The organism is Pedobacter sp. (genome assembly GCF_037719805.1).
Classification (GTDB): domain Bacteria; phylum Bacteroidota; class Bacteroidia; order Sphingobacteriales; family Sphingobacteriaceae; genus Pedobacter.
Genome location: NZ_JBBJLZ010000004.1, coordinates 640,512 through 667,498, shown reverse-complemented (window position 1 = coordinate 667,498; position 26,987 = coordinate 640,512). Strand labels below are relative to the sequence as shown.

20 protein-coding genes are annotated in these 26,987 nt (G+C 42.6%); 13 read left to right on the top strand and 7 right to left on the bottom strand.

What is annotated here, in order from left to right; all coding sequences use genetic code 11:
• Position 1: 1 nt before the first annotated feature.
• A complete protein-coding gene (locus WKF66_RS16170; protein WP_489675515.1) occupies positions 2 to 1,819 on the bottom strand; it encodes a peroxiredoxin family protein in 1,818 nt (605 codons plus the stop codon).
• A 1,610-nt stretch (positions 1,820 to 3,429) separates the two neighbouring features.
• A complete protein-coding gene (locus WKF66_RS16165) occupies positions 3,430 to 3,654 on the bottom strand; it encodes a hypothetical protein (RefSeq protein WP_489675514.1) in 225 nt (74 codons plus the stop codon).
• A gap of 214 nt (positions 3,655 to 3,868) precedes the next feature.
• Here WKF66_RS16165 and WKF66_RS16160 point away from each other — a divergent pair, with 214 nt between their 5' ends.
• The 3 genes from WKF66_RS16160 (at position 3,869) to WKF66_RS16150 (ending at position 8,121) form a co-directional block, all read left to right on the top strand.
• On the top strand, positions 3,869 to 4,804 hold the full coding sequence (locus tag WKF66_RS16160; RefSeq protein ID WP_489675513.1) for a hypothetical protein: 936 nt from the start codon (positions 3,869 to 3,871) through the stop codon (positions 4,802 to 4,804).
• A 113-nt stretch (positions 4,805 to 4,917) separates the two neighbouring features.
• Positions 4,918 to 5,613 carry a hypothetical protein gene (locus WKF66_RS16155; RefSeq protein ID WP_489675512.1) on the top strand — a complete coding sequence of 232 codons (696 nt, stop codon included), beginning with the start codon at positions 4,918 to 4,920 and terminating at the stop codon, positions 5,611 to 5,613.
• Positions 5,614 to 5,823: 210 nt separating this feature from the next.
• On the top strand, positions 5,824 to 8,121 hold the full coding sequence (locus WKF66_RS16150; RefSeq protein ID WP_489675511.1) for a histidine kinase: 2,298 nt from the start codon (positions 5,824 to 5,826) through the stop codon (positions 8,119 to 8,121).
• 29 nt (positions 8,122 to 8,150) lie between these two features.
• Here the strand turns inward: WKF66_RS16150 and WKF66_RS16145 are convergent, their stop codons facing one another.
• Positions 8,151 to 9,191 (bottom strand): LacI family DNA-binding transcriptional regulator, encoded by a 1,041-nt coding sequence (locus WKF66_RS16145; RefSeq protein WP_489675510.1) that lies wholly within the window; start codon positions 9,189 to 9,191, stop codon positions 8,151 to 8,153.
• A gap of 179 nt (positions 9,192 to 9,370) precedes the next feature.
• Here WKF66_RS16145 and WKF66_RS16140 point away from each other — a divergent pair, with 179 nt between their 5' ends.
• Genes WKF66_RS16140 through WKF66_RS16130 form a run of 3 tightly spaced genes read left to right on the top strand, consistent with a single transcriptional unit; the run spans position 9,371 to position 14,398 of the window.
• Positions 9,371 to 12,127, top strand: a complete 2,757-nt coding sequence (locus tag WKF66_RS16140) for a glycoside hydrolase family 2 TIM barrel-domain containing protein (RefSeq protein ID WP_489675509.1) — start codon at positions 9,371 to 9,373, stop codon at positions 12,125 to 12,127.
• Between the two features lie 10 nt (positions 12,128 to 12,137).
• Positions 12,138 to 13,379, top strand: coding sequence for a PQQ-dependent sugar dehydrogenase (locus tag WKF66_RS16135; RefSeq protein ID WP_489675508.1), 1,242 nt, complete (start codon positions 12,138 to 12,140; stop codon positions 13,377 to 13,379).
• 5 nt (positions 13,380 to 13,384) lie between these two features.
• On the top strand, positions 13,385 to 14,398 hold the full coding sequence (locus tag WKF66_RS16130) for a hypothetical protein (protein WP_489675507.1): 1,014 nt from the start codon (positions 13,385 to 13,387) through the stop codon (positions 14,396 to 14,398).
• Positions 14,399 to 14,427: 29 nt separating this feature from the next.
• On the opposite strand, the gene WKF66_RS16125 is transcribed toward WKF66_RS16130, so the two are convergent.
• On the bottom strand, positions 14,428 to 15,504 hold the full coding sequence (locus WKF66_RS16125; RefSeq protein WP_489675506.1) for a lactonase family protein: 1,077 nt from the start codon (positions 15,502 to 15,504) through the stop codon (positions 14,428 to 14,430).
• 193 nt (positions 15,505 to 15,697) lie between these two features.
• The gene (locus WKF66_RS16120) at positions 15,698 to 16,195 is read right to left on the bottom strand and encodes a cupin domain-containing protein (RefSeq protein ID WP_489675505.1); all 498 of its coding nucleotides are present in this window, start codon (positions 16,193 to 16,195) and stop codon (positions 15,698 to 15,700) included.
• Positions 16,196 to 16,392: 197 nt separating this feature from the next.
• Between WKF66_RS16120 and WKF66_RS16115 the strand changes: the two genes are divergently transcribed.
• The gene (locus WKF66_RS16115; RefSeq protein ID WP_489675504.1) at positions 16,393 to 17,460 is read left to right on the top strand and encodes an alkene reductase; all 1,068 of its coding nucleotides are present in this window, start codon (positions 16,393 to 16,395) and stop codon (positions 17,458 to 17,460) included.
• 81 nt (positions 17,461 to 17,541) lie between these two features.
• Complete coding sequence (locus WKF66_RS16110) at positions 17,542 to 18,483, top strand: NAD(P)-dependent alcohol dehydrogenase (RefSeq protein WP_489675503.1); 942 nt, start codon at positions 17,542 to 17,544, stop codon at positions 18,481 to 18,483.
• 50 nt (positions 18,484 to 18,533) lie between these two features.
• Here WKF66_RS16110 and WKF66_RS16105 read toward each other — a convergent pair whose 3' ends face one another.
• Complete coding sequence (locus WKF66_RS16105; protein ID WP_489675502.1) at positions 18,534 to 19,514, bottom strand: helix-turn-helix domain-containing protein; 981 nt, start codon at positions 19,512 to 19,514, stop codon at positions 18,534 to 18,536.
• Positions 19,515 to 19,653: 139 nt separating this feature from the next.
• Between WKF66_RS16105 and WKF66_RS16100 the strand changes: the two genes are divergently transcribed.
• The 5 genes from WKF66_RS16100 (at position 19,654) to WKF66_RS16080 (ending at position 24,314) form a co-directional block, all read left to right on the top strand.
• Complete coding sequence (locus tag WKF66_RS16100; RefSeq protein WP_489675501.1) at positions 19,654 to 20,367, top strand: pirin family protein; 714 nt, start codon at positions 19,654 to 19,656, stop codon at positions 20,365 to 20,367.
• Positions 20,368 to 20,394: 27 nt separating this feature from the next.
• Entirely contained in the window at positions 20,395 to 21,276 is an 882-nt protein-coding gene (locus tag WKF66_RS16095) for a helix-turn-helix domain-containing protein (protein ID WP_489675500.1), read from the top strand.
• 64 nt (positions 21,277 to 21,340) lie between these two features.
• The gene (locus WKF66_RS16090) at positions 21,341 to 22,078 is read left to right on the top strand and encodes an SDR family oxidoreductase (RefSeq protein WP_489675499.1); all 738 of its coding nucleotides are present in this window, start codon (positions 21,341 to 21,343) and stop codon (positions 22,076 to 22,078) included.
• An 82-nt stretch (positions 22,079 to 22,160) separates the two neighbouring features.
• A complete protein-coding gene (locus WKF66_RS16085; protein WP_489675498.1) occupies positions 22,161 to 23,228 on the top strand; it encodes a glycoside hydrolase family 5 protein in 1,068 nt (355 codons plus the stop codon).
• Positions 23,229 to 23,312: 84 nt separating this feature from the next.
• A complete protein-coding gene (locus WKF66_RS16080) occupies positions 23,313 to 24,314 on the top strand; it encodes a hypothetical protein (protein ID WP_489675497.1) in 1,002 nt (333 codons plus the stop codon).
• A 26-nt stretch (positions 24,315 to 24,340) separates the two neighbouring features.
• Here WKF66_RS16080 and WKF66_RS16075 read toward each other — a convergent pair whose 3' ends face one another.
• The gene (locus WKF66_RS16075; RefSeq protein ID WP_489675496.1) at positions 24,341 to 26,905 is read right to left on the bottom strand and encodes a BamA/TamA family outer membrane protein; all 2,565 of its coding nucleotides are present in this window, start codon (positions 26,903 to 26,905) and stop codon (positions 24,341 to 24,343) included.
• Positions 26,906 to 26,987: the final 82 nt, after the last annotated feature.

The window sequence follows — 26,987 nt, the reverse complement described above, 5'->3', positions numbered from 1 at the left end:
CTCACTTGAGCAGTTTCAATGAAGCGGAAAATTCTTTCTTAAAGTGTTCCAAACTTGTAGAGGCGCGGGCACTCCCTTTATAACGGACCATCCCATTTTTGTCTATGAGAAAAAAACTTCCGGATCTGTTTGCTCCATAGTCTGCAGAAACATCCAGGTACCGGTCCGACCAATAAATTTCGGGTTTATGAACGTAAATATCCAGTAAGATCGGAAAAGACACTCCTGCCTTCTTAAAAAATGCAGCTGCACCCACTCGCCTGAGTTCTCTGCACTTGGCCTCGTTGGCGCCGAAAATTATAGATTCATCAATCCCGAGCAACTCAATATTGGCTGCAGACTTTATCGAATCCACTTTCTTGGCAAGATAACGTTCTATCTCAGGATCCCAATCTGAATAAGGCTGAAAAAAATACAGTACCACATTCTTCCCTCGGTAGTCTTTTAACGATACATTCCGTCCGTCGAGATCCTTTAAACTGAAATCAATAGCCTCAACACCTGTCAGCTCTAACCCATAAGGTTTGTAGACGAGGTCCTTTTGATGGTACAGATCCTGAAGGTAATCTTTGTAGGCCACAGCAGAATGTCCCTGCCGTTGATAGGCATCCTGCAGAATTGTGTCCGTCTGATCAGAATTATAATTCGTTAATACATATTTTGATGCGACCTCGACTACTTCCTGATAACGCTTTGCTTCCATCAGGTATTTCAAATAACGATCCTTAGGTCCAAAATCATAACTCTCCACCTCTGCTGCAAGCGCCGCCTGTGCAATTGCGTCGTCCAATCTGCCCTGGCTGTAACGAATTTCCGCCATCCGGGTAAAATATACAGTTTTGTTGTAGCGCTTCTGGTCGTTCCATTCCTGCTCAGAAGAATAAATAACATCCATTGGTATGGAATCAATCAGTCGTATCCCTCTTTCACAATATTCAACTGCAGTATCCAAATAGATACCCTTTTTTACCAGTGAAGCTGAGGCAAACCGGCATAAACCTTCCGCCAGCTCAGCAGAACGAATCTTTTTTAGGTAATGGTCCCCTTTTACGATGTTACCGCTCCCGAAAAGGTTTCTGGCTGCATAACCATAATATGCGTCAAGCTTGCCAAGCGCAACAAGCGCCGGATATTGTGATTCGAGTAACGGCATTCCAGAAAAGTCATTACTTCTTTTTTGCCTAGGATCTTCGCTGAGCGCAAGTTCGCCCTTTGGATAACGCCTCAGCATTTCTTCCCTTAACCTGCTTTTTGTAATTAGGTCCACAACCTTGTCGTCCTTAACCAGACTATACAGATGAAATAAAAACTGTTCATCGCGACCAGCCCTTAAAGAATCCATCCAAGCCGCTTCCATTTCCTTACCAATACTGCCCATGCCGTAACTGCCGTTTTTAAAGTATTCCAGCCGGTACTTAGCTTTAAACTCCGGGTTTAGCTTAAACTCTTCCCGGAACAATGCAATAGCCTTTAAACTGTCCTTTAGTTCTATAAACCGACGGAAGTTATAATTAAACTGCGCCATTCCGGCCCGTGCACCAGCAATAGGTTCACCTCCCTTAAATACGCTATAGGCATAAGCTTCACTAATATCCTTATATCTATCTGGCTTGATGCAAAATGCTAGCGTACCCTCAGGCAGCCTGAAACTCCCTGACAATTTTGCCTGATCACGCTTGCCGCGCAATGTTATCCATTTCAATGGCCCCTCACTAAAAAAATAAACTCTAAACTCGGGAACCAATGTTTTAGCAAGAGGTCCGATATAGGTGAAATGCACTTCCTCTTCTCCTTTTGGCTCAGGGTTACTTAATTCCAATACAGATTGACCATATCCCGCGAAACAAGAAATGCATGATAGTAAAACATATTGGAAAAAGCGGAGCATCCTAATAATCAATTGATCGTATTAAGATATTGATTTTTCCTAACTCTTAGCCATTTGCATATTAATTACATTATTAAAAAAGGCTCTTATTAGACCGTCGTGTATGAGTAACGACAGTAAGGAATTAAGTCTACCACCAAAATCGGGGAAGAACCACTTTGTAGCGGAATCGTGGCGTACTATGAAGCGGAATCTCCAGTGGAACCGAATATACACGGATGTTATTGTCATTACCCCATGTGAAACCGGTCTTTGTTGTTGAGAAAGGGAAGGACATGAATTAAGAAGTGCTGAATGAATGGATATGATTTAGGTTTGAGGGATTGTGTCAGAAAGGACACCAGATTAGATCCAGGCACTATGGAATTATGGAAATTATGTTTATCTGTACAGATAAACCGTAGCTGTACAGATAAATGTTATGTGTACAGAAATAAAAAACCTGTATAAATAGGCCGGTTATCTGTACAGCTACGAAGATTAAGTGTAAACTATTCTTGTCTGGGGTAAAAGGATTGTAGTTTCGTTTCAGCAATTAAACAATGCTGGCGCTTATATATGGTACTATCTAGACATCAATTCCCTTGTTTCCGTCTACATCGAGCCTAAGATCTAGTTGATATGGGGTTTATCCGGCTAGGTCTTTCCTTTGTGTCTGCTAGGTATCAGCTTGGTGTCTGCTTGCTCCTGGGCCGTAGCGAGCACATAGAATACACATACCTCAATGGGAGGCAAGAATCTTCCCTAGTAACCTCATATCGATTAGAATGAATATTCTAATACCTCCCTTTGCACAAACTGCGGACTAAGAGGTATATCAGAGTGCATTCGTTGCGAAAAGGGGGGGCTTTTCCCAAGCAGTTCGCACTGATATACCTAGGAGTTCCCTCGTTGTGCAAAATTTGGTTAGTCCGTTATCGCTGATTTGATAGGAGGGGCGATAGTCGTCGTTTCCTATCAGGAAAGTAAATAAAATGGATAAAAAATAATAATTAAAAAATAATCGTTTCTTTTTATGAAATTATTTGTTTATTCCATTAAATCTTCGTACATTGCACTTATAAGATACTAATGTTCCTGAATGCCCTTGTTAATTAGATTATCAACACCATTCGCATTAAATAGAAGCTGATTACTATCGCCGATAACCACAGCATAACAAAGTTTGCGCTCGCGTCCGTACCTAAAAACAAAAAACAAGTAGATCACATCAGGTGACCTGCAAAATGATCAGCCCCAGGCTGACATTAACAACGTTCCTCTTCTTAGTCACAATTTCCCGTTTACATTAGGATCTATGCTAGCGTGTTTCCTAATTCCCAATTCTTCAGGATTGATCACCTGGAATCTTGGTTGTTCGCTGTGAAGCGTCCAGCATCGTACTTTGACGTATTAGTAAATTTTGCCCTTAACTGTTCCTAATTTCGGGTCACGATTTAAAACTGGATCCTGTTCGTTGTAGGCATTGGCAGAGTCAGGATTTTTTTTTCATTGATTATGGGTGGCAAATTATCTGGAAAACAGCTAGTGATGCCGGACGTTTAGTTTGTATTAAGATATAAAATAAGGATCGCATACAACAAACTGTCAATTAGGAGTTTATAATCATAAACCAGCTCGATATTTTTAGCCAACAGCTCTTCGTCCAAAATCTTCTTCCAAATCTGGCGGATATTCTCGCCTAACGGAGTAATATGGTCACGTCCTGCGGTTTTATCATTAACTTTGAACGCGGCGAATTGTAATTCATTAACGTATATTACCAAATAAAGGGATGTTTACTTTAAAATAAACGTAATACAATCATACTTAGAAATAGATTCGACTGGCATAAAAAAAGTCCTATCTATTGAACTCTCTGCTACGAGATAATTAGGCTTTAGGCCAATCGTTCTCATGTTCTGCGTCACCCGGTTTTAGCTTTAAGGCTGATACTGCAAAACTTAAGGTAAAACTCCTAAACGCCTTTATCACCATGATATGCTTAAAATTATTACCCTATTAACATTAAACTTACTCTTTAATTTGAGCTGTGTCGGGCAACAGACTAAAGCGCGAGCAGCAGGTAATCATGCAGTTTTAATTACAAAAACTGTGGTGACTAAATCGACACAAGGCAACGAACGCGAAATTACTAAAACGCTATATACTTCTACAGCATCCGGTGACCAGTACTTTGCGTATACGCTGGCAAATGGCTCCATTACTGAAGCGACAAATTATATACTCAATACCACTAAAAGCGGCCTATTCCTAATTACAAGTCGGCTGTTCTCCAGTCAGCATGAAACAGATAGCCTGCGTATTAGATTTAATGATACCGATCATCTTGTTATCGTTGATAATGCAGATCAGTATGAACTGTTTCCTGCAAGCTATACTGTATTTAAACATCAGGTAAATGAAAAGCATAATATTCTAGTTTTATTGAAATTGCTTAAAGATAATATTGGAAGTTATCCAATCGAAAGCATGCTTCCGTTGATCGTGGTTTCCAAACCGGACGCAATCGACAAGCAGATAAAACAGGCTAGTATTACTACAGCACGAAATCAATCTGATGAAATAAAGGATGCCTGGACCTGTACATATAGATACGATAAGGCTGGCAAGATCATTTCTGTTAAAGCTGTTGCCGATGATCAGGTGCGTTTCTACAAAACATTAACTTACCTGTCTGGCAACATTGCCATAAAAACTCATCGAAACATCGAGGATAGGCAGATTACCGACCGGGTGATGAACTATAACCCCAAGAATACTGCATCAATCAGATGGACGGACAAAGTAGTTGAAACCGGTAAAAATCTTGAAACCAGCTCGGTAACAACGCTTGTAAAGAGAAATTTTAAGGTGGTTAATAAAGCTAATATGTCGCAGCAAGAGGTGTTAAAGTTAATTAATCAAGTTAAGTAATGATTCCTATCGAACCCATAAATTGTTGTTACTGAAGACGTAAATCAGGTGCAGAGAAAAAGGATGAAGTTGATTTCCAGAAACACTATTTGATTTTATTGTATTAATTAATTATGAAAAAGAATATAGCTATTTTAATTTGTTTGACTTTTTTGGGTTGTAGTCCAAAAAAAATCGACCTAAAGGATTTGGTAGTTTCCGAAAAATCGAATGTCGACTTGTCTGAGTTTGCGAAAAATATAAGGGAACAGAAAGGGCGCTTTGAATTACCCACAAAAGATGGTGTAAAGTTAGTTGATAGGGGAGAAAAAATCGTTTATTACTTTTTCGCCGGTAACGACAATGTAACATTCGATAAAGCTAAAATTGCCCCGGTGTTAGAAACAAAGGTAGTCACCTATAATGGACTTGTAAGTTATATCACTGTGCATCCAGATAACAAGGATGCGCCAGAATTACTTGAACGGATGCTTAAAAGTCATCCAGCGCCCGATTCTATTGTCTATGATCAAAGTAAATTGACTGGTTCGGAAAAAGAAACCGCTTTATTATTGAAGAAGGTGATGCCGAATCTTGTGAAAGAGGTAGTTGATGAATTCGATAATAAAACTACTCAGTATCCTCAACAAATGTTTTGGAGCAAAAATAACGTATTGACAAAGCTGACCATAGATCCCACTAACGCCAACCTCAATATGTCGGTTAGGTTGATTACAAAGAAGGCATATCTAGATCATATTGTTGAAGAATACGCTAAACCGCTATTTACACAATACGACATTCCTTATGCACATCTTTTTAAAAATTAACGTATATGACTGAGCCAAATTACTTCAGTCTATCTTCAATCTGATTTCGGAAATTACGGGTAGGAGATTATCAGAAATACAGGCAGTGACGCCGGTCTTTTGGTTTGGATAGAGATATTAACAAATGATCGCACACAATGTGCTACCCTACATAGACACGGTTAGATTACACAGGCGCTGACATGAGTTATTTTAATTAGCTTTGACATCATGTCGATGATTTCACACGAGCTTCTTACTCCTTTTACGCTGCAACTTTCGTTTCATCACATCATCGCACAACTGTCTCTGGAATCGACGCCGATGAAACTGGAGCTGCTTGAAAGGGCCTTGTCTGTGCCGGAGCTGAGTGAAGGCATTTATGATTCGGAAATTCTCACCCGTCATGAAAAGCTCATCAGCGAATTACTTGAGCCCTATTTCCCTGCTGCACTAACTCATAATGAGATTAAAGCCGTTGGGCTTCCTTTTCAAATACAGGTTTTCAACCTCAGTAGCCGGTTTCAGTCCATACTCGAACAGGCGGGAACACGGTTTGAATTCAATATCAGGGATTTTGACGTGCACCAGTTGTATGTAATGAGTTGTACTATTGTAATGAATAAGATCTATGGTACACAACTTGATTTTGGCAAACCACTCTTTTATGACATCCCTACCGGCCAGGGGATTATAAAGCATTACCGGATCCTCTACAACGCAGATTTTCTTGACGTGATTCCAACAGAAAAAGCAATCCCCTTAACAGGAGGTGACATCGAGCTTCTGATGGACAATTATGACGACCTGGATTTGTGGATGCGGCTATTTCCTATAGGAAGTTACCTGCTAAAAGGTTTCTCTATCATGACCTTATTCGATGCGACCGTGGAAAATGCGGTATCTACCTTCAAAGGGAACTTACTGGATTTTAATCCCGCTCAGTTTAAGCAAAGCCTTGATTCCATTTTTAGCTCTATCTTTCGTGTAGCAGACCTTCGTGTTGGCTATGTGTTGTTAAGTCCAGGTGAGATAGGATCAGATCAGCAGGATCAAGTCGATGCCACCCAAAGTATTCTGGTGAGCACATGTGCTACTAAAAACGACGATCCTTTTTTCTGGAAGGAATATCTAAGTCTTGTGAACAATGTAAAATATTACTGCAGCTCAAATATAAGCCGGCAGTTGCTTGCAACTCCCGGCAATGCAATTCTGTCGAAGTTTGCTGCAATCCACTGCGGCAGTTTAATTCTGGCTCCGGTTATCAGCAGCGGACGTCTACTCGGCATACTGGAGTTAGCCTCTCCCAGGATAACAGAACTCAATAGCATCAACGCGAATAGGCTGGATGTGGTGATGTCTCATTTTACCGACAAGCTGGATAAGCTTGCAGCAGAAGTCGAAAACAATATTCAGGCGCATATACAATCCACTTTTACCTCCTTGCACCCAAGCGTGAATTGGAAATTCCGGACTCTGGCAAGACAGCAACTTAATTTTAGCGGGGCGTTCGAAAATAGACTTTACACTAAGGACATCATATTTGATCATCTGGTGCCTATGTATGGTCAAACAGATGTACAGGGCTCTTCCGAGGTCAGAAACAGAAGTGCTCAAATGGATCTCGCGTATCAACTTAAGCGCGTGCTTAGCCTTTTGCAATACCTGTATTTAACCAGGGAAGATGTTGAAATTAGTAAACTCATTGCACAAATAGAGAATTTACAAGTTACACTTTACACAGGTTTCGAAGTCAGTACGGAGCAGATCATCACTGGATATTTAACAACAGTGGTGCATCCAGTCTTAAAGGAATACTGCAGAGGTATTACTAAAAGACGCGTTGAGCGCTACTTTGACGCAGCTGAAGACAAATTGGGAGTCTTCCACCAGCACCGTAGAAAGTACGATCACACCATTTCACGCATTAATGAGTCGCTGAGTAGCGTCCTTGAGCAACAGCAGCAATCTGCCCAGCAAATTTTCCCGCATTATTATGAACAGTTCAAAACTGATGGCATTGAACATACTTTATACTTAGGGCAATCTGTAGCTCCTTGGCTTACTTATCATGATGGTATCCTCGATGCTATGCGGCTATGGCAATTAAAAACTATCTGTCACATGGATTCTGCACATCGGAAATTATATAAGCAACTACCTTATCCGCTATTAGTGACTTCGTTGATTCTAGTGTACAATACCGAGATTGCGATTCGATTTCGCATGGATGAGAAACGATTTGATGTGGACGGAACTTACAATGCCAGGTTCGAAATGGTTAAGAAGAGAATCGATAAGGCCACGATCAAGAATTCTGGACAGCGTATCACGCAACCTGGGAAGATCGCTATTGTCTTCACCGGTGAACAGGAGCGGGAGCGATACTTACCCTATGTACGGATACTTCAGAAGGAAAAAATGCTATCTGCCAAAGTAGAATTATATGATATTGAGGATCTTCAGGGGTTGGTAGGTTTGAAAGGGCTGAGCGTCAAAATACTCCGTAAGTCTTTTAACGAAGGTTAAGATCCATTTGCGGAAGCGAATAACCATTGCTACATATGATCAGCGATTAACTTATTTTTTGACTTTCCTCGCCAATGTAGTTTTCCGCGCAGTAAGGTGGTGTCGAATTCCCTGATTGGATAAGTGCTTTGTAAGATGGTGATGAGCTTTTGCGCAGCAATTTGCCCCATCTTAAATGCATTTTGTTGTATGTAAGAGATTCGTGGCGACAGCAAGTCTATGACTGTGGAATTTGAGAAACCGATAACTGTGACACTTGGTAAGGGGTCAAATGTACTTAACACACGAACTGCAGCAGTACTAATCTGATCGCTGGCAATTAAAACCGCATCTATATTAGCCGGTTCTGAAAGGAGTTCAGATAAGATATTCTTTATTTCCTGCGAATTTCTCCCACCCTGATCGCAAAATCTAACCAGACGTTCATCATACCGCAAACTATGGTCCTTCAGTGCATCAGTATACCCCTGGAGACGATCTGAAGTGATTGACAACTGAGGGGCATTTCCTAAAAAAGCAATTTGGCTGTAGCCTTTCTTAATTAAAAGTGATGCCGCTTCGTAAGCCGAATTGACGTTATCGGTTGTTACTTGATAGGTTTCAATCCCAGGCATAATCCGGTCAAAAAAAACAATAGGTAAACCGCGTTCGTGTAACTGAGTAAGATGGCTGTAATCTGTGGTATGAGCCGACATCGATATCAAGAGCCCGTCAACACACCGGTCGACGAGATGTTCAATGTTGACGACTTCCCGTTCATAATCATCGTGACTTTGGGTGATGATCACGTGATAGCCGTTCTCATAGGCGACTGATTCAATCCCATTAATTGCCTGGGAGAAGAAACTATTTGCTACATCCGCCACTAGGACGCCAATAGAATTACTTTTCTGATTTTTTAAACTTTGCGCTATAGGATTAGAGCGATAGTTGATTTTCTTCGCATATTCGAGCACAAGGGTTTTTGTCCCCGCACTGATTTCGTGACTGTCTCTAAGGGCACGCGATACTGTGGAAGGTGATATCGACAATGCCTTTGCAATATCTTTGATTGTTACTGCGTGGAACATACACAAGTATAGCGAAATTTGAAATGATTCGCTGTATTCTGCCGGTAATCTTCGGCAACGATTGCGCAGTTTAACCCCTGACGGTCTTGATTTATCCTCTGAGACTTCTTAATCTTACATTAAATACATTGTTGGTGAAATCCGCTTTGTAACCCCTGCGTTTAAATCCTAATGATTTTATGAAAAAAATAATAGCTGCTCTTCTCTTTATCAGTATTCACAGCATTTGTGTTGCACAAACTACTATAGTTAAGTATTTATCAGGAACAGATAAGGACCATAGGGTCAACTGGGACTTTTTCTGCACAGACGGGAGAAACAGCGGCCGCTGGACTAAGATTCCTGTCCCATCAAATTGGGAACTTCAGGGATTCGGAACCTATAATTACGGTCACGACAAAGTGAAATCCAGTGAGCATGGCTTATATAAGCATGAATTTGCTTCGGGTAAATGGACTGGTAAAAGAATTTTTATCGTGTTTGAAGGTTCCATGACCGATACCAAGGTAACGATTAACGGTCAGCAGGTGGGACCGATTCATCAGGGTGCTTTTTACCGGTTCAAATATGACATTACCACCCTGGTAAAACCTGTTGGTAAAAACCTTCTTGAGGTTGATGTTGCCAAGACATCGTCCAACTTCTCGGTGAATCAGGCCGAGCGAAAGAGTGATTTTTGGTTATTTGGAGGTATTTACAGACCTGTTTACCTCGAGATTGTCCCGGAGCGCTTTATCGATAGGGTGGCGGTAAATGCAAAGGCCGATGGATCTTTTGACCTTAACGTTTTTCCCCGTAATCTTAAAGGTAATGAAGTTATTGAGGCGCAAATTCAAACCCTAGCAGGCAAGGCTGTCGGACTCCCGTTTTCAGTCCGGGCTGGAAGCAGCAGTGACGGCGATTCGGTAACACTTAAATCCAAAGTCAGCAATGCGCTTAAATGGACAGCGGAGTTTCCGAATTTATATCAAGTGCAAGTGAGTATTAAAAATGCGCAGCAGGTCGTTCACCGCATGACACAAAAGTTCGGTTTTCGGACTATTGAAGTTAGAAAAACTGATGGTCTATATATCAATGGTGAGAAGGTGTTGCTTAAAGGCAGTAACCGACATAGTTTCTGGCCGGAAAGTGGTCGTACACTAAGCCATGCCATTCATTTAATGGATGCAAAGCTGATGAAGGAAATGAATATGAATGCGGTCAGGATGTCTCATTATCCACCTGATCAGGATTTTCTCGCCGTGTGTGATTCGATTGGGTTATATGTTATTGATGAATTGACCGGCTGGCAAGCCAAATACGATACGGTTGTTGGTCGGAAACTGGTGAAGGAATTGGTGATTAGAGACGTCAATCACCCATCTGTAATTTTCTGGGCCAACGGAAATGAAGGTGGGTTTAATCGCGGATTGGATAATGATTATGCCTGGTATGACCCGCAAAATCGAACTGTCATTCACCCTTATGAAAAGTTTAACGGAACTGATACCCATCATTATCAAGATTACAACTCTCTGCTGAAAACAGTTGCTACGGGTAAAGAAGTGTTTTTTCCTACCGAGTTCATGCATGGATTATACGATGGTGGCGCCGGGGCAGGATTGGATGATTTCTGGAACCAGATATTAAAACACCCATATGGAGCTGGTGGATTCATTTGGGCATTTGTTGACGAAGCAGTTGTGCGAACGGATAAGAACGGCGAAATGGACACTGATGGAAATCATGGCGCCGACGGGATCGTTGGTCCTCATCGTGAAAAGGAGGGAAGCTTCTTTACCATTAAAGAGATATGGTCTCCGATATACGTAGGCCTAAAAGATATTGATGCCTCTTTTAAAGGTACTATTGAAGTAGAAAACCGATATGATTTTACCAACCTGAGTCAGTGCACTTTCCAATGGAAGCTAGTCAATTTTCCATCTGCGAATCAAAAATCGATTGCTTCAACTGTGATCGCTTCAGGCACAGCGCCTCGAGTTGATGTGAGACCTGGTCAGAAGGGCGCAGTTAAGCTTCAGCTCCCTGTTTCATGGGCTAAAAGCGAAGCCTTATACTTGACAGCAATTGGTCCCGATAAAAAGGAAGTATTTACCTGGAGCTGGGCCATTAAAGACCCAGTAATTAAGCCTGAGGTAAATTCGGCAACGGTCGCATCAAAAGTAAGTGCCCAGGAAGAGGGGAATGTACTTCGGGTAACCTGCGACGGCGTTACTTATCTGTTTGATCAATTAACCGGTTATATTCAACAGGTGCTGAATTCCGGAGGGGCGGTTTCTCTTTCCAATGGGCCGGTGCTTGCAGGCGCACGCAGCTCCTTTAAATCGTTCAGTCATCGACTAGAAGACGGTCAATATATTGTTAACGCTGATTATGAGGGGGAGGGTTCTTTGCAAGTAAAGTGGACCTTTAAACCGGGGCAAATGGCGAAGTTGGAATATCAGTATGCGTTAAAAGAGGCATCTGAATTTAGTGGCATCACTTTCAATTACCCGGAAGACAAGATCACAGCGATGAAATGGAAGGGACGTGGACCGTTCCGGGTGTGGAAGAACAGAATGAAAGGTCAGCAGTTGGGCGTATGGCATAAAAATTATAACAACGCTATTACCGGTGAAACCTGGCAATATCCAGAATTTAAGGGATATCACGCTGAGGTGAGTTGGGTCGTCATTGAAAATAAAGAGTCTCCTTTCACGGTATACACGGCTGATAAAAATATGTTTTTCCAAATGCTCCGACCAGGCAAAGAGAAGAATGCCTTAAATGATTATGCCTCACCACAATTTCCTGACGGCAGTCTGGGATTTCTCAGTGCCATCAATGCTATCGGAAATAAGTTTCATCCAGCTAAATCAATGGGGCCGGAGAGCCAGAAGAATCCAAATCAAGGAGAGACAATCAGTCGCACATTGTGGTTTGATTTCAGCCACTAAAACATAAAACATGAACTTAAAAAGGTTTGCTAACCAAATACCAGAACTGCTTCATGCTATAAAGGTCGTTGTTATCCTTACGATTCAAATAGCATTGCCGATTGCTGGAGTGATTGCCCAAAACAAATCAGGAAAAATATCCACCCCCTCAGACATTGTATTGAATACGCAGCAGCTTGCTGCTACGTTGCAGGCACCTACAGCAATGGCATTCCCAAGCCCTAACGAGATTTGGATAACGGAGCAGACGGGCAAGATTAGGGTGATTAAAAATGGGAAGTTGATTGATGAATCCATATTGAACTTGAAAAGCAAGCTTCCTCCTATGAACGATGGGTACGAGGAGAGAGGCTTGCTGGGCATTGCACTTCATCCGAAATTCAAGTCTAACAAGAAATTTTATGTGTATTACAGTACCCCATCTTCCCAAAAGTCCAATCATACAGGCGTGTTGGCCGAGTATAATTTAACCAGTCCACTGGATCCGGAAAGCGGGCGTATTATATTTATGATAGAAGAACCGGACGGAAATCACAACGGTGGTTGCATTCAGTTCGGGCCTGATGGTTATTTGTATGTTTCCTTAGGTGATGGGGGAGGCCAGGGTGATAAACATGGGGAGATTGGAAACGGACAGGAACTGAATACCTTGCATGGGAAAATCTTACGTATTGATATAGATACTGCGAAGGGTTATAAGATTCCGCCGGACAATCCATTTGTTGGGAAACCTGGGACCAGGCCCGAAATTTGGGCTTACGGTTTTAGAAACCCATGGAGGTTCTCTTTTGATAGGGCTTCAGGGAAGCTATTTGCTGGAGATGTTGGGCAAAATGAATGGGAGGAAGTCGATATCGTGAAGAAAGGCGGCAATTATGGCTGGAGATTAATGGAGGGTACGCATTGCTATAACCCAGCGAAGGATTGTGATACCACGGGTCTCGAACTCCCCATTACTGAGTATAGTCATCGGGAGGGAATATCAGTAACGGGCGGCTATGTGTACAATGGCAAGCAAATTCCTGGTTTAAAAAGTAAATATGTGTTTTCAGATTGGTGGGGACCGGTATTTTATTTACAAAAGACTGGTGCCAAATGGACCAGAGGAAAGATAGTCCTAAAGGGTCTCCCAGAAGGGAGGCGGATAACGGGTTTTGGAGAGGATTCATCGGGTGAATTATTTGTGCTAATAAATCCTGAAACCGGGCCTGAAAACACCGGTGGCGGTGTATATAAAATTGTTAAAAATTAACTATTATGATTACAGCGACAATTAATTCATGTATGCTTTCAGCACTCAGGGTAGTGTTGCTGGCCGGGATATTTACCGCAACTGCAGCTGCCCAAACGGTTGAGACTGCGAAATCGGTAGCCCCTGCAAAACTGCCTGGAAAAGGACTAAAACAATTCGATTTTTTTTATGCTGGTGAAGCTAAGTCGCGCAACATGTATATCGTTCGCAATGGGCAGGTTACCTGGTCTTATATCGATACGATTGGTAAAGGTGAAATCAGCGATGCTATTCTGATGAAAAACGGAAATGTTTTGTTTGCACACCAGTATGGCGTTACTTTGATCAATAGAGAAAAAAAAGTGCTTTGGCAATATAAAACGCCTGAGGGAGCAGAAACACACACTGCTCAGCTCATTGGTAAAGATCATGTGGTATTTGTTCAAAACGGTAATCCTGCTAAGGTATTTGTCATGAATATAAAGGCAAATCAAGTCGTACAAGAATTTATAATACCATTCACGAGTTCTACTCACGGGCAAATCAGGCATGCAAGATTAACACCTGAAGGCACCTTATTAGTGGCCCACATGGATCTGGGAAAAATTAACGAGTATGATTTTCAAGGAAAGTTACTCTCCTCTATTGATGAGCCGAGCGTGTGGTCTGCAGTTCCTTTAAAAAATGGTAACCTGCTTACTGCAAGCAATCAAAATATAGTGAACGAAATGGGCCGTACAGGAAAGGTGATATGGTCTTATTCCCTGTCAAATCTCGCAGATTATACAATCACGAGCCCTCAAATTGCAATGCGCCTGCCCAACGGAAATACACTAATTAATAACTGGTTCAATCAATGGTCGTCAAAGTTAGATATCAATAATGCTCCAGTACAAGCAATTGAGGTACAGCCAGATAAAAAGATTGTTTGGGCGTTGCGCGCGTGGTCTGCGCCTGACTTAGGACCATCAACAACCATTCAAGTGCTCAATAACCTAGATAATTCTTATGAAAGCGCCTATTTTGGCGACATCAAATGATATACATCGCTTCCGGAAACATCGAAGGTTTAATTATAGGTTTTCATTAGTAAACAAGATGGCCCTTTAATATAAATCTTGCTGGCCGTGGTACTTAATAGGCCCGTTTTGATGTTGCGCCGAAATACAGTGACATCACCAGTGTACTCATTGGCGACTAAAAGAAACTTTCCTGACGGATCAATGGCGAAATTCCTCGGATGATCTCCGCCGGTTGATTGATAACCGACATTTTTAAGAAGTCCGGAGCTGGTGTCGACCTTAAATATCGCAATGTTGTTCTCTTCGCCTCTATTGGATGCGTATAAAAACAAGCCGTCCGGAGAGATATGGATATCAGCGCTGCTATAGAAGTCATGGGAGCTATGATGTAAGTCGATTTCTTGAATTGAGTCCAACTGCGGGCCATCCATCGAGTATACCGTGACCGCGCCAGACAGTTCAGATAGACAATATGCAAACCTTCCATTAGGATGAAAGGCCATATGCCGGGGGCCACTACCAGGGGCAGTTCGAACGAAAGCTTCGCGGTTTAAAGGCGCTTTGTCCATTGGATTAAAACTGTAGGTTCTAATCTTATCTGAACCAAGGTCAGGAAGATAAACAGTTCTACCATCAGAAGAAAAGTTAACAGAGTGAATGTGCGAAGACTTCTGCTGTGGCCTAACACTACTGTCTTGATAGAGAATTAGTTGTGCAGCTTTACCTATCTCACCATTTTTATTTAAAGGGAATGCAGTAGTACCTCCTCCGGTATAGCTGCCACTAAGTAACCAGCGCTCGCTTTTATCAAGGGCTACATAAACTGGATTCGCTGCTCCTGTGGGCTGCTGGCTCATTAGGGTAAGCTGCTTTTCAAATTTGAAACTGCTAACACTTCCATTTGCCCCTGCCCTGGACTCTGTGCAAGCATATAGGTATTTGCCATCAGCTGATAGCGCTAAAAAGGAGGGATTCAGAACCCCTGAATACTCAGTTACTTTAGCTAGCATTCCAGTTTTGTTGTCAAAGCGGTATACGTATATCCCTGGAAGTTCTTTATCTATGTTATATGATCCAATGAAGAGTAGTGTTTGCTGACCTTTTAAGTTTAAGTAAGAAAGCATCAACAAAAGTAAAAGACAATGTATACGCATGATCGGTTATATGAATATCAAATCTACTAATGAAAACATCATACTATGCAAGGTTACTCATGCAGTTTGAGTCCGTAACGTTAAGTTTCTGCCATGAAGCAAATTCATGTGTAATCACGATGGCGATTTCTCTGTATTCATAAGTCAAGTAGTCCTACGATAGTTAATCAAGAAAGTTTGGCGGGAATACCTGCTGACCATACTTTTCAGCAATAGCTTGGAGCTTCTTTATGTAAGCTTCATTGAATTCCGGCAGTGGAAGAAAGCTCCCAAATTCTACCGGTTCCCCAATCTCTTCGAAGAAATTCTCCATACCTGCCGGCACAACGGTGCAAAGCAAATGGGCGGTCGTTGTTCCGACGTTCTTAAAGGAATGAACTATGCCGCCTTTTGGGATACTGACGAAGGATCCCTTTGCTGCCGTATAATTGCCAAGTTCAGATTTAACTTCGATAGCGCCCTCAACCACGTAAAAAGATTCTTCAAAATCCGCATGGGCATGTGGGCCAGGGCCCCCTCCGGGAGGAATCAACATGTCAATAGCCGCAAACGCGCCGCCAGTCTGCTCTCCGGTGATTAATATCCGGTAAGTGTCACCAATGACCGAAATGCTTATTCCTTCATCCGGTCCTGTCAAAATAGGTTTTTTTGTGTTTTTCATATCATTCAGATTGAGTTATCAAAGGTCCTTTGTGGATCGTTTAAAAAATATTCCAATAAGACGAAAAAACAGCTCCATCAGACACTTGCTAATTGAAACTCTATTGTCGCTTAGGACTATTTTTTTGCCTTATTGCGCTATTAGCTGCAGGGACTATGCCGCAATTTTGCTTTGTATCAGAATTAAATTTATACAAAATGAAAAAGCTATTTCAGCCCTTTACTTTAGGGACGTTACAATTAAAAAATCACGTTGTTATGGCACCGATGACCAGGAGCCGGGCACTCAACAATCTGCCGAATGACCTAATGGCTACTTATTATAAGCAGCGTGCAGGCGCAGGCCTAATCATTACTGAAGGCACTTCACCTAGTCCGGAAGGTTTAGGTTATCCGAGAATTCCGGGTGCATTTTCTGATGCGCAAGTTGAGGGCTGGAAATTGGTGACCAGCGCTGTTCACCATGCGGGTTCAAAAATTTTCCTGCAATTGATGCACACCGGACGGGTCGGCCATGTTGCAAATTTACCAAAGGGTTACCAGGTAGTAGGCCTTTCTGACCTTAAAGCTGAAGGAGAGATCTTCACCGACAAAGAAGGCATGCAAGAGCATTCTATACCTGTCGCCCTGGACGCCGCAGGCATAGAAAATCTGATCATCGATTTTACCAAAGCTGCTGAAAATGCTATAAAAGCCGGCTTTGATGGTGTGGAATTACATGGAGCCAACGGTTACATTTTAGAGCAATCGCTAAATCCTATTGTCAATAATCGTTCGGATGATTACGGTGGCTCCATAGAGAATAGGTCTCGTCTAACACTCCATATTGTTAAAAGCATTGCAGATGCGATTGGTGCTGATAAGATCGGTATCAGGCTTTCGCCTTTTTCGACGCTAAGTGACATGCCCGCCTATGACGACTCTGAGGTGCATGAAACTTATGCTTACCTGGCCACTGAACTTCAAAAGCTAAACATTGCTTACATCCACTTGTCGGACAACCCCTTAATTCCGGAAAAAACGCACGCGGCCATCCGCAACAATTTTTCCAATGCTCTTATCTATTGCAACGGTTTAACTCCCGAATCTGCTGAAGAAAAGTTAGAGAAAGGCCGGGCTGATCTGGTTGCATTTGGCCGAAGTTTCCTTGCAAACCCAGATTTCATGCGGAGGATGGAAGAGAATGCCCCTCTAAATGAGGTGGATTATATGAACCTCTATACCCCTGGGGAACAAGGATATACGGATTACGCTGTATTAGATTAAGTTCCTGTATTTGTATGATCCACCAAAGGCCGGACCGCTTAGGGGCGTCCGGCCTAACTATAAACCATTAATATTTGAGATATGAAAAAGGTAATATATAATGCATTCGGAGACGAAAGCGTACTGCAAATAACAGATCAGCCAATACCGACGCCTGAGAAGGATCAAGTGCTGGTAAGGGTAAAAGCTGTTTCTATCAACCCACTAGACTGGAAGGTTTATGGTGGCGAAATGAAACTGATGTCTGGCTCTAAATTTCCGAAATCCGTCGGGATTGATTTTTCCGGCAAGGTGGTAACGCCCGGGACTAATGTCAGCCGCTTTAAAAAAGACGATGAGGTAATGGGTATGATGGATGTTTTTAAGGGCGGGGCACTTGCAGAGTACCTTGTGGTAAAAGAGGCGGACCTTGCCACTAAACCTGAAAAGCTCAATTTTGCGGAAGCTGCGGCTTTGCCCGTAACAGGTTTGTCTGCGCTACAGATCATTGACCAGTTGGCTGGCGTTAAGGAGGGTCAGGAAGTGCTCATCAATGGAGCCAGCGGTGGTATCGGTATACTTGCTATAGAAATCGCGAAAAGGCGGGGTGGCCGGGTGACGGCGGTCGTGGGAACTCAAAGCGTTGAAGCAGCTGCAGAGTGGGGTGCTGATCTGGTTATAGATTACAACAAACAAAGTATCGAACAGCTCGGTAAACGTTTTGATGCCGTCATCGACCTTTCTACAAAACTCTCCTTCAAATCTGCTAAAAAGCTAATGAAAGATAGGGCCGTGTTTGTTACGACACTTCCGGCGCCTTTGACGCTAATCGGATCTTTTTTAAACAACCTGTTCTCTGGGAAGAAATTGAAGATTTTAATCGTTAAGCCGACCGTTGAAGGATTTGAAAGCCTTAGAAAACTGGCTGATCAAGATCTTAAGATCGTATTGGATAAAACTTATGCGTTATACCAGGTCAGGGCAGCTTACAAGGAATCAAGCCACGGAAAAACTATTGGGAAATCAGTGATACTGATTGATTAAATCAAAGCGCTCTAAATCTTTGCCAGCGCCGGAATTTATACTGCCAGAGACTAAGAGTAGGAATATCTTTTAGGATTCAATCCGTAGTGTTTCTCGAACAGCCGGGAGAAATGGCTGAGGTTTGAGAATCCCATTTCGTAACCCACTTCAGCAACAGAACGTTTCCCTTTCTTTAATAAAAAGGCCGCCTCTTCCATTCTAGCCTGTTGAAAGTAAGTATAAATCGTTGTACCGAAAGTTTGCTTAAAAAGCTGCTTAAGCTTGGTCTCGCTCATGGCCGCGATATGTGCCAGTTCCTTTAAAACAGGGGGCTGGCTAAGATCGCGGATGATTTCGTTCCGAATATGAAGCACTCTTGCGGCATCTGCATTGTTAATGATCTGCTGGTCGGTATTTTCCCGTAGAGATAACTTATGAAACACCTGGTAGAGCAACTCCTGAACCTTGATTTGCATATAGAAATTGCTTAGCGTGTCTTTCATATCAACAGCAATCAGGTTTTTGAGTAAAAGTCTGGTTTCCACCGGCATGTTCTCAAAATAAAGAAAGGAACTTCCATTAGTACTGATGGTTCGTAGTGTAGAATTTGGCTGGTCAAACGCAATCAATTCCGTCAGCCTCTCGGGCTTAATGGCTACAACCATGTAATGAACGTTTTCATTTGCCGGGAAACGTATGTTAGAGCTAAGGTCGTTCGAGGTGACTTGTATAGCTGAGTCATCGCGCTCAGAAAATGTGATTCGCGGCGTATCATTAAAGTCGATTCCGAGAGATTGCTCATTGCAGTATAAAAAAACAGTGATCAAGTCGTTGCCAAAGCTGGAAGGGTTTCGTTTGATGATCAGATCTTCCTTAAGGACATAGTGATGAATGGTTATTTTGAAATCTGCGCCAAACGTCAATTTGCGGATATAGCCCTTTCCCAGTTTTTCCGGTATCTCCAAAACGCCATCATGAACTGTCGCCTGAATTTGCTGCGCGAAACTGCTCATAAAATCAAAGTCAGGCGTCGCTGTAAAATTGAAAGTCATAACGGTAGATGTAAATGATCCAAATCAAACATTAGCGATGGAAATTTACAACTTATTTTTAAGTCCTATCAGAATGTTTTTTTGACGGATACATGTTTAAGTTTGCTGTAGTAATCCTTACCATTAACAAATAGATATCATGAAAGCATTCAAATTAGCGCGCGCCGACCGGGGCTTACTTAAAAACAGTGAATTTACAGGCTATACTCTGTTTAATCACGGAGAAAAGGGAACCGTTCGACCTGATAATTTTGGCCCATTATATGTCTTTAACGATGACACGCTATATCCTGGTAGTGGCTTAGGAATGCATCCACATGCTAATGTCGACATCGTGACTATTATGATCAGTGGCGAAGAATCACACCAAGACACGTTAGGTATTCATGAGAACTACGGAGCTGGCGATGTACAGCTGATTAGCGCTGGTAGCGGATTACGTCATTCCGGTGGTAACACCTCAAAAGACGCAGACGCCCGCCACCTTCAGATTTGGATAGCTCCTGCCAAAACCAATACTACTCCCTACGTTAAGGTACTTAAATCATCAGAGAAATCATCGGGGCACACAAACCTTAAGACAATTGTAGCAAAGGAATTTGCAGAAGGCAGGTTAAACATCGATCAGGATTTATGGATATCAGAACTTAATCTGCAGATGCAGGAGACCTATTCGATCACTGCCAGAAATCCAAATAATGCGCTGTTAGTTTACGTGGTGTCCGGCTTTATCATGGTGGAAGACCATAAGCTTGAGCCCGGTGACACTTTATTTCTGACTGAATGGAATAGCCTCGAATTTAAAGCAAATGAGAACGCTTACCTGATTTTAATAGAAACAGTTATTACTTAAAAAAAAGGCAATGAAGATCAGCAAAGCATGAGAGAAACAACCGGTTTATTAAACAAGATAAGACATCATACTGAGGTAGCTATCGCGCTTAACGAGAATTGTGCGGTACCTTTACCGAACGATGTTGTCAGGCTTCTCAGCAATCCACATCGCTTAACCTATTATTACTTTCAGTATCTGGAGCGCGGTTCCGCCACGTTTAAAACTGACGTAAAGGAATTCACAATCAATGATGGCGAGTTAGCGTTTGGCTTTCCAAATCAGATATTTACCAAGTTGCCTTACGATAGCAACATGCTTCAGTATGCACTATCATTTGACGAAAGTACAGTGATGATGCTGCCAGGTAACTACCCGTTCCTGCTGAATCCTTTTAATGTTAATACGATAACGTTCGATCAGCTTGCCCGACAGCGCGTTAAGAATCTGTTATCAGGTCTTTTCCAATTGCTCCATTCACCCGGGGAACAAAAGAAAGCACAAGTGGTCTTGGCACATTTGCATGCCATCCTGACTGAATATGATACTGCTTATTTCGAAAATTATCAAGGCTTGTATATTCATACAGATGCGAACCTCTCGAAATACATTGGTTTCAAATTGGCCGTAGAGCAAAATTTAAGCGAGCAACACGATGTCCAATCAATTGCTGATCAGTTGTCAATAACTGCCAATACGCTATATAGCATCGTTAAACAATATGCGGGTATGTCGCCTAAGGAGTGGATAACGAACCGGCTGATGCTGGAAGCACAACGAAAGTTGCATTATTCGACGGTTTCAGTCAAGGAACTGGCTTACCAGCTGGGCTTCAGCGACCCTGGCTATTTTTCGCGCGTTTTTAAAAAGAGTACCGGCAAAAGCGTGAGCCGTTATCTCTCCGAATTGCAGGATATGTCCCATAATTAACAAGATAAATCCCCATTGGCGCAGATGAGACTAGCTAAGTTTACAAAACTAAAAACATAGAAAAATGAAGTCAGCATTAGTCACCGGAGCCAATAAAGGTATCGGTTTTGAAGTCGCAAAAATTCTTGCGCAAAAAGGGATTTTCGTCTATCTGGGCGCTCGCAGTTTGGAAAACGGTAACGCTGCAGTTGATCAACTGAAAGCAGAAGGCATCACCAATATTGAAGCTGTTCAACTGGAAGTTACCGATCAGGAGTCAGTCGCCGAAGCCCGGAGGACTATCGGTATAAAAACAAAGGTATTAGATATATTAGTGAATAATGCCGGCATTGGTGGCGGATTTCCGCAATCCGCGCTAAACGCTACGATCAACCAGTTTAGAAATGTTTTCGAAACGAACGTTTTCGGCGTGGCGACAGTTACGCAGGCATTTATTGACTTATTAAAAGAATCAGAACAGCCCAGAATAGTGAACGTCACATCCTCAATAAGCTCACTGACCTTGGCTGCAGACCCGTCAAGTCATGGCTATGATTTTAAACTAGCTGTTTATCAAGCAAGTAAATCGGCTTTAAATATGTACACCATTAATTTAGCCTACGAACTACGTGACACCGCATTTAAAGTAAATGCAGTCTGCCCTGGTTGGACCCAAACGGATTTTACCGGTGGTCAGGGCACTAGCACACCTGAGGAGGCGGGTAATCGCATTGCGAAATTCGCCTTAATCGGACAGGACGGGCCTACCGGGAAGTTTATCAGTGAAGAATATTTCCCTGAACCGTTAAACGTTCCATGGTAATGTTGAGTAGGAAACTCTATGATGTTTAATTATATTTAATCCATTGGGCTTTGATGGGAAGGGCTCAACAAGACTCACTATAATGGAACGAAAAAAATTTCTGCAGTTAGGGATCGGTTTAACCGCCACAGGCCTATTGATGCCCTCATTACTAACCAAGGCCAATTCACTTAATTTTGCAAACAAACTGCCCCGTTGGCGAGGATTTAATCTGCTAGAGAAATTCAATGGGGATTACAATCAGCCCTTTCGGGAAGACGATTTTAAAATGATGTCGGAATGGGGATTTGATTTTGCGCGCCTCCCAATGTCTTATCATTGTTGGTCAAAGCCTTCCAATTGGTTGCAAATGGACGAATCGGTGCTGAAGGAGATAGATCAGGCAGTTGCTTTTGGTGACAAATACAAAATCCATGTTAATCTTAATCTCCACCGGATTCCCGGCTATTGTGTTAATCCGCCGGCTGAGCCCCTGAATCTATGGAAAGATGAGAAAGCACTCCAGGCTGCGGTCTTCCACTGGCAAACCTTCGCAAAGCGATACAAAGGGATCAGCAGCAGTAAATTAAGCTTTGACCTGATCAATGAGCCAGGAGATCTTGATAAGGTAGATTACGTCCGGGTGGTGACTACAATCGTGAACGCAATACGCAAAGAAGACCCTGGGCGCCTGATCATAATTGACGGACTGAAATGGGGAACTACACCTGTTATTGATGTATCAAACTTAAACGTTGGTCAGAGCACAAGGGGTTATAGTCCAATGCAAATCAGCCACTTTAAAGCTTCTTGGGTGAAGACGGATGAAACAAAGCTACCTACATGGCCGCTGTATCCTGATGGAAAAGACCGCTGGGATAAAGAACGTTTGAAGCGGGACGTATTTGAGCCCTGGAAGAGACTTGCCGGCACTGGAGCGGGCGTTCATGTGGGCGAATGGGGCACATACCAATATACCCCTCATCATGTCGCCCTCGCCTGGATGGAAGATAATCTGGAAATCTGGAAAGAAAATGGATGGGGCTGGTCACTCTGGAACTTGCGGGGCAGCTTCGGTGTCCTGGATAGTAACCGGCAGGATGTGGATTATGAATCTTATAAGGGTCATAAACTAGATCGGAAAATGCTAGCTCTGCTGCAACGGTTTTAAGTGGTAAGACTCAATTAATAATCCTGGTTATTTAATTTAACACTGGAAATCTTATGTTTGTATTGAACCTTAACTGCTTTACCAATGAAAATAAAAACATTAGTACTTTTAGCCATACTGTCCGTCACATTTAGTTTCCCAGGTAAAGCTCAATTCAGCGGCTTGAAAGATAAACTGCTTAAGGTAGGGGCTTCACAAGGCGCCAAAGCCTTAGGGGTCGATAACTTCCTTAAGCAACCGGCTGCAATTACCACCAACTTCAAAGATGTAAATCGCGAAGGGGAGATGATGCCTGATTTTAAGTCTACGGAGAAGTTTCAGCCGCTCTATTTGCTACCTAAAAATCCGGCAGGTGGCTATGTGCTCTGTGAAGGTTACTACGAGATTACTAATAAAAGTTACTGCTTACAAGCAGGAACTTATGGGCCTTCAAATGGAGACGGATATATGTTCGCACCAGTATTAGGTCCGAAGGAGTCGATCGTAATCTCCATTCTAAAAAGCGCAGAAAAACATGCAGAAGTTACTCAGCACGATGTACAGATCTTATTGTGGACGATCATTGCAAGAACGAAATTTGCAGACTATGCAGGTAGTGTAAAGCTAACCGCACTAAAATTATTAACAACAAGAGAACTGACCCAATTAGAGGGAGGAGCTTTGGGGATTCTTCCTTTTGACTTAGTAACTAAAGCTAAAGCCAAGATGCCCGCTGGCTTACAAGCAGTGTTTGAAGCTGAAAATAACATCCGGCAACTGGTAGCTTCAGGAAACTATACGTACGCTGATATGGAGAAATATGCGATTCTGGCAGGGATGGCTCCACCCAGAACAGACGTCCCACGAGGCATCTGGACCAAGCATCCTGACGGCTACTTTGTTCGTTATTTGCCATCAGGCTACTCTGTCACCAAAGTTCAGATCTACGTACCTACAGCGCTCATGAGTACAGTAAGTACGCTTGTTTATGATGCAGCAGGGGACATCGCCTGCCCTGCAAATACCGGCGCTCAAAGATTGGCACAAACTAATGAGCCACTAAATCCGGACTACTCACTAAAATTGAGTACAATTTGTAAGCCTTAAGGTCAGCTATCTTTGTTAGTAGCCGTTTAATACCTGAAGTTGACTGCGAAGTACGGATACCAACCTTCGGAGGAATGAGCGGCAACCAACCGTAACACAGTCAATGAAGCTGGCGCAAAATAAGCTCCGCCGCCAACGCCATGGTGCCAGGAGTCTGATCTTTCGCCGGGTTTCCAAACCCTGCCGACATCATATAATCCCATGAGTCCGACTTGTCCTGGCAATATATAATTTACGAAGTTGGCCAGCTTAACCTTAAACTCAAAATTGTTATAGGCGCTATGGTGTCCTGCAAAACGGAACTGACGGTATCCAAGTAAATTTCCCTGTCCTCCTAAAAATTGGTTCTGATAGAAGGCAGGATTCCCTAGAGTTACGCCACCACCTATCCGATCGGAAATGATAAATTTCCCTGCCGGATCTAATTTAAGGTGCCCTGATATACTGGTAGTTAGCTGAATAAAACTGGCAGCATAACTGGTTAATCCTTTATAGCCAGTAAGTTTTGCTTCCAGATGGATACCTTTCGAGGGAAGGATAAGACTGTTTCTGGTATCTAAACTATATTTAAGTATTGCTCCCGCAAACATCCTGCTTTTAGCTATCGTGGAACTGTCCGGAGCGTTCAGTCTGCTCTGATCATTTAAGATCCTCCCATCATTTTCGCCTTCATTGTAGACATAATACTGATAAGCCGGACCCGCACTAAACCTGGACCTCCCGTTTCTGTAGCTTAGGGCTGGATTGAACTCATACAGATTGAAGCGTGCCCGATAGTAGGCGATGTCTTTTGGATTATCATATCTGGTCTGATTCCCCAATCCAAAGAAATTTTGCGTATTACTTGGCGCGTAAATGTCAGCATTCAAACTAAAGTCAGCTTTATTAATCACGTTCAACCATTCTCCGGCATAGTGAATTTTAAATGCACCAGTACCAAACGAGAATAAGAAGTTTAAATTCTGAGTGTTGCCGTAGGGCGCTTTTCTAAAGCCCGGACTAGTGGTTTGTATACCCAATCCTAACGCCAAGCCGTCATCGTTGTTAATCCCAAAGTTAGGGGTAATCATGTACCTCGCGTAAAGGTCTTTGGGGACGTAGGCCACATGGGCTGTATCGTTGTGAATCTGCTTCTTAAGTTGTTTTAAATCTGCTCCCAGGTAATTTTGTTCCTTAAGATCGTAGAGGTTTACTTTCCCCTTTGACTGATTAACGGTATATGTTTTCTCGCCTTCTCCGCCGATTAAACGGATACGTATCTTTGAATCCTGATTGTTAAGATAAAACTTATCTTGCCCGTCATGCAGGTAGATCCTGATTTCTTTGGTGACAAGATGATCAAAATCGCGCTTGTAAATAAGCCGGGGCTGCTCTCCAGACTTGCTTGATTTAGTGATGGTGACCAAGAGCCCTTTGTTTCCATTGGAAACCACCTCCACCCATTCACTTTTATTGCTCAATTCTATATCAACTACACTATTGAAAAAGCGATAATATTTCAGCATCAACTGCGGCAACGCTTTTCTCCTTGCGGATAGACTCTTAAAAAGTTCTTCTTTTCGTAGGCTGTATCCGGGCTCTGGCAATCTTTTAAGTGCGGTGTCAAACAGCTCATCAGTCATGATGGCGCAAAACTGATCTACACCCTTGATCCACTGGGCCTCATCAATCTGGTTAAACCAGCGGCTATAAATCTCACGCCCTTCCCATAAAAACCAATTGATATTCTGCAGATCTCTTTCATATCCTTGCATCATGGGAAGCAACCACGTCGATTGTGCCAGGCGTTGGATTTTACCATCTGAGCGATAAAAAACCTGGTCCCGGTCCCGAGCCTGTGGATGGTATAAGATTCCGCTATCGCTACGCTCAGGAACCCATCGCCACTGATCATAGTGCCGGTCCCAGTCCCCCAAAAGGACATCAAGACACTTCAATTTCAGTAACATATCCGCATCAATAGTATTGTCATTGTCATCCACCAACTTTCTACTCATTTTCATAGAGTTATCAGTCGGACCAACGGGATTTCTTTCCTCTAGTAGGGCAACAGTGTTTGCAAAATCGTCATCAAATTCGCCAAGGTTTACGTCTGGTTCAACCCAGCCAATTACCGGATTGCTGTGTGTTGCTCCGATTGCAGCGGCAAACACGGGTACTACAAGGGCAGAAAAGGGGTGTTGGGCAGACATGTTGTCTTTCAAGATATCCCTGGCAAATGTTTCCCTCAGGTTAGGGGGCAGCAGTATTTCTGGATATTTTTCTACACTCCTTAGTACCCATTCCTTACCGTTGCGGTCTTCCAATCGAATCGATTTTGACTGGTTGCCGCCGCCACGCTGAGTTGCGAACAGCCCGCCATTAATCTGTGATAGCCGAATGATCGGAACTTTGGTTTTGTAGGCGTAATCCTTGCGGTAATTCTCTCCAAATATCAGCCGGTGAACCTTACCTACACTATCATAAGCAGATAGCAACGTTACCCAGGTACTGTCTGGGAAATTAAGTTTTTGCTGACTAAAAACTTGGTATGGAGAAAACAGCAGTAACATGCTTAAAATAAAAGACAGTCTCAAAAACTTGCATTGCATATTTGTGTGGCTAAGTGCAACCTCTGCAAAGTTATGATATTCAAGTTTTTTTTAGGTTAAAGCATATTGTTTATTCGTTAAT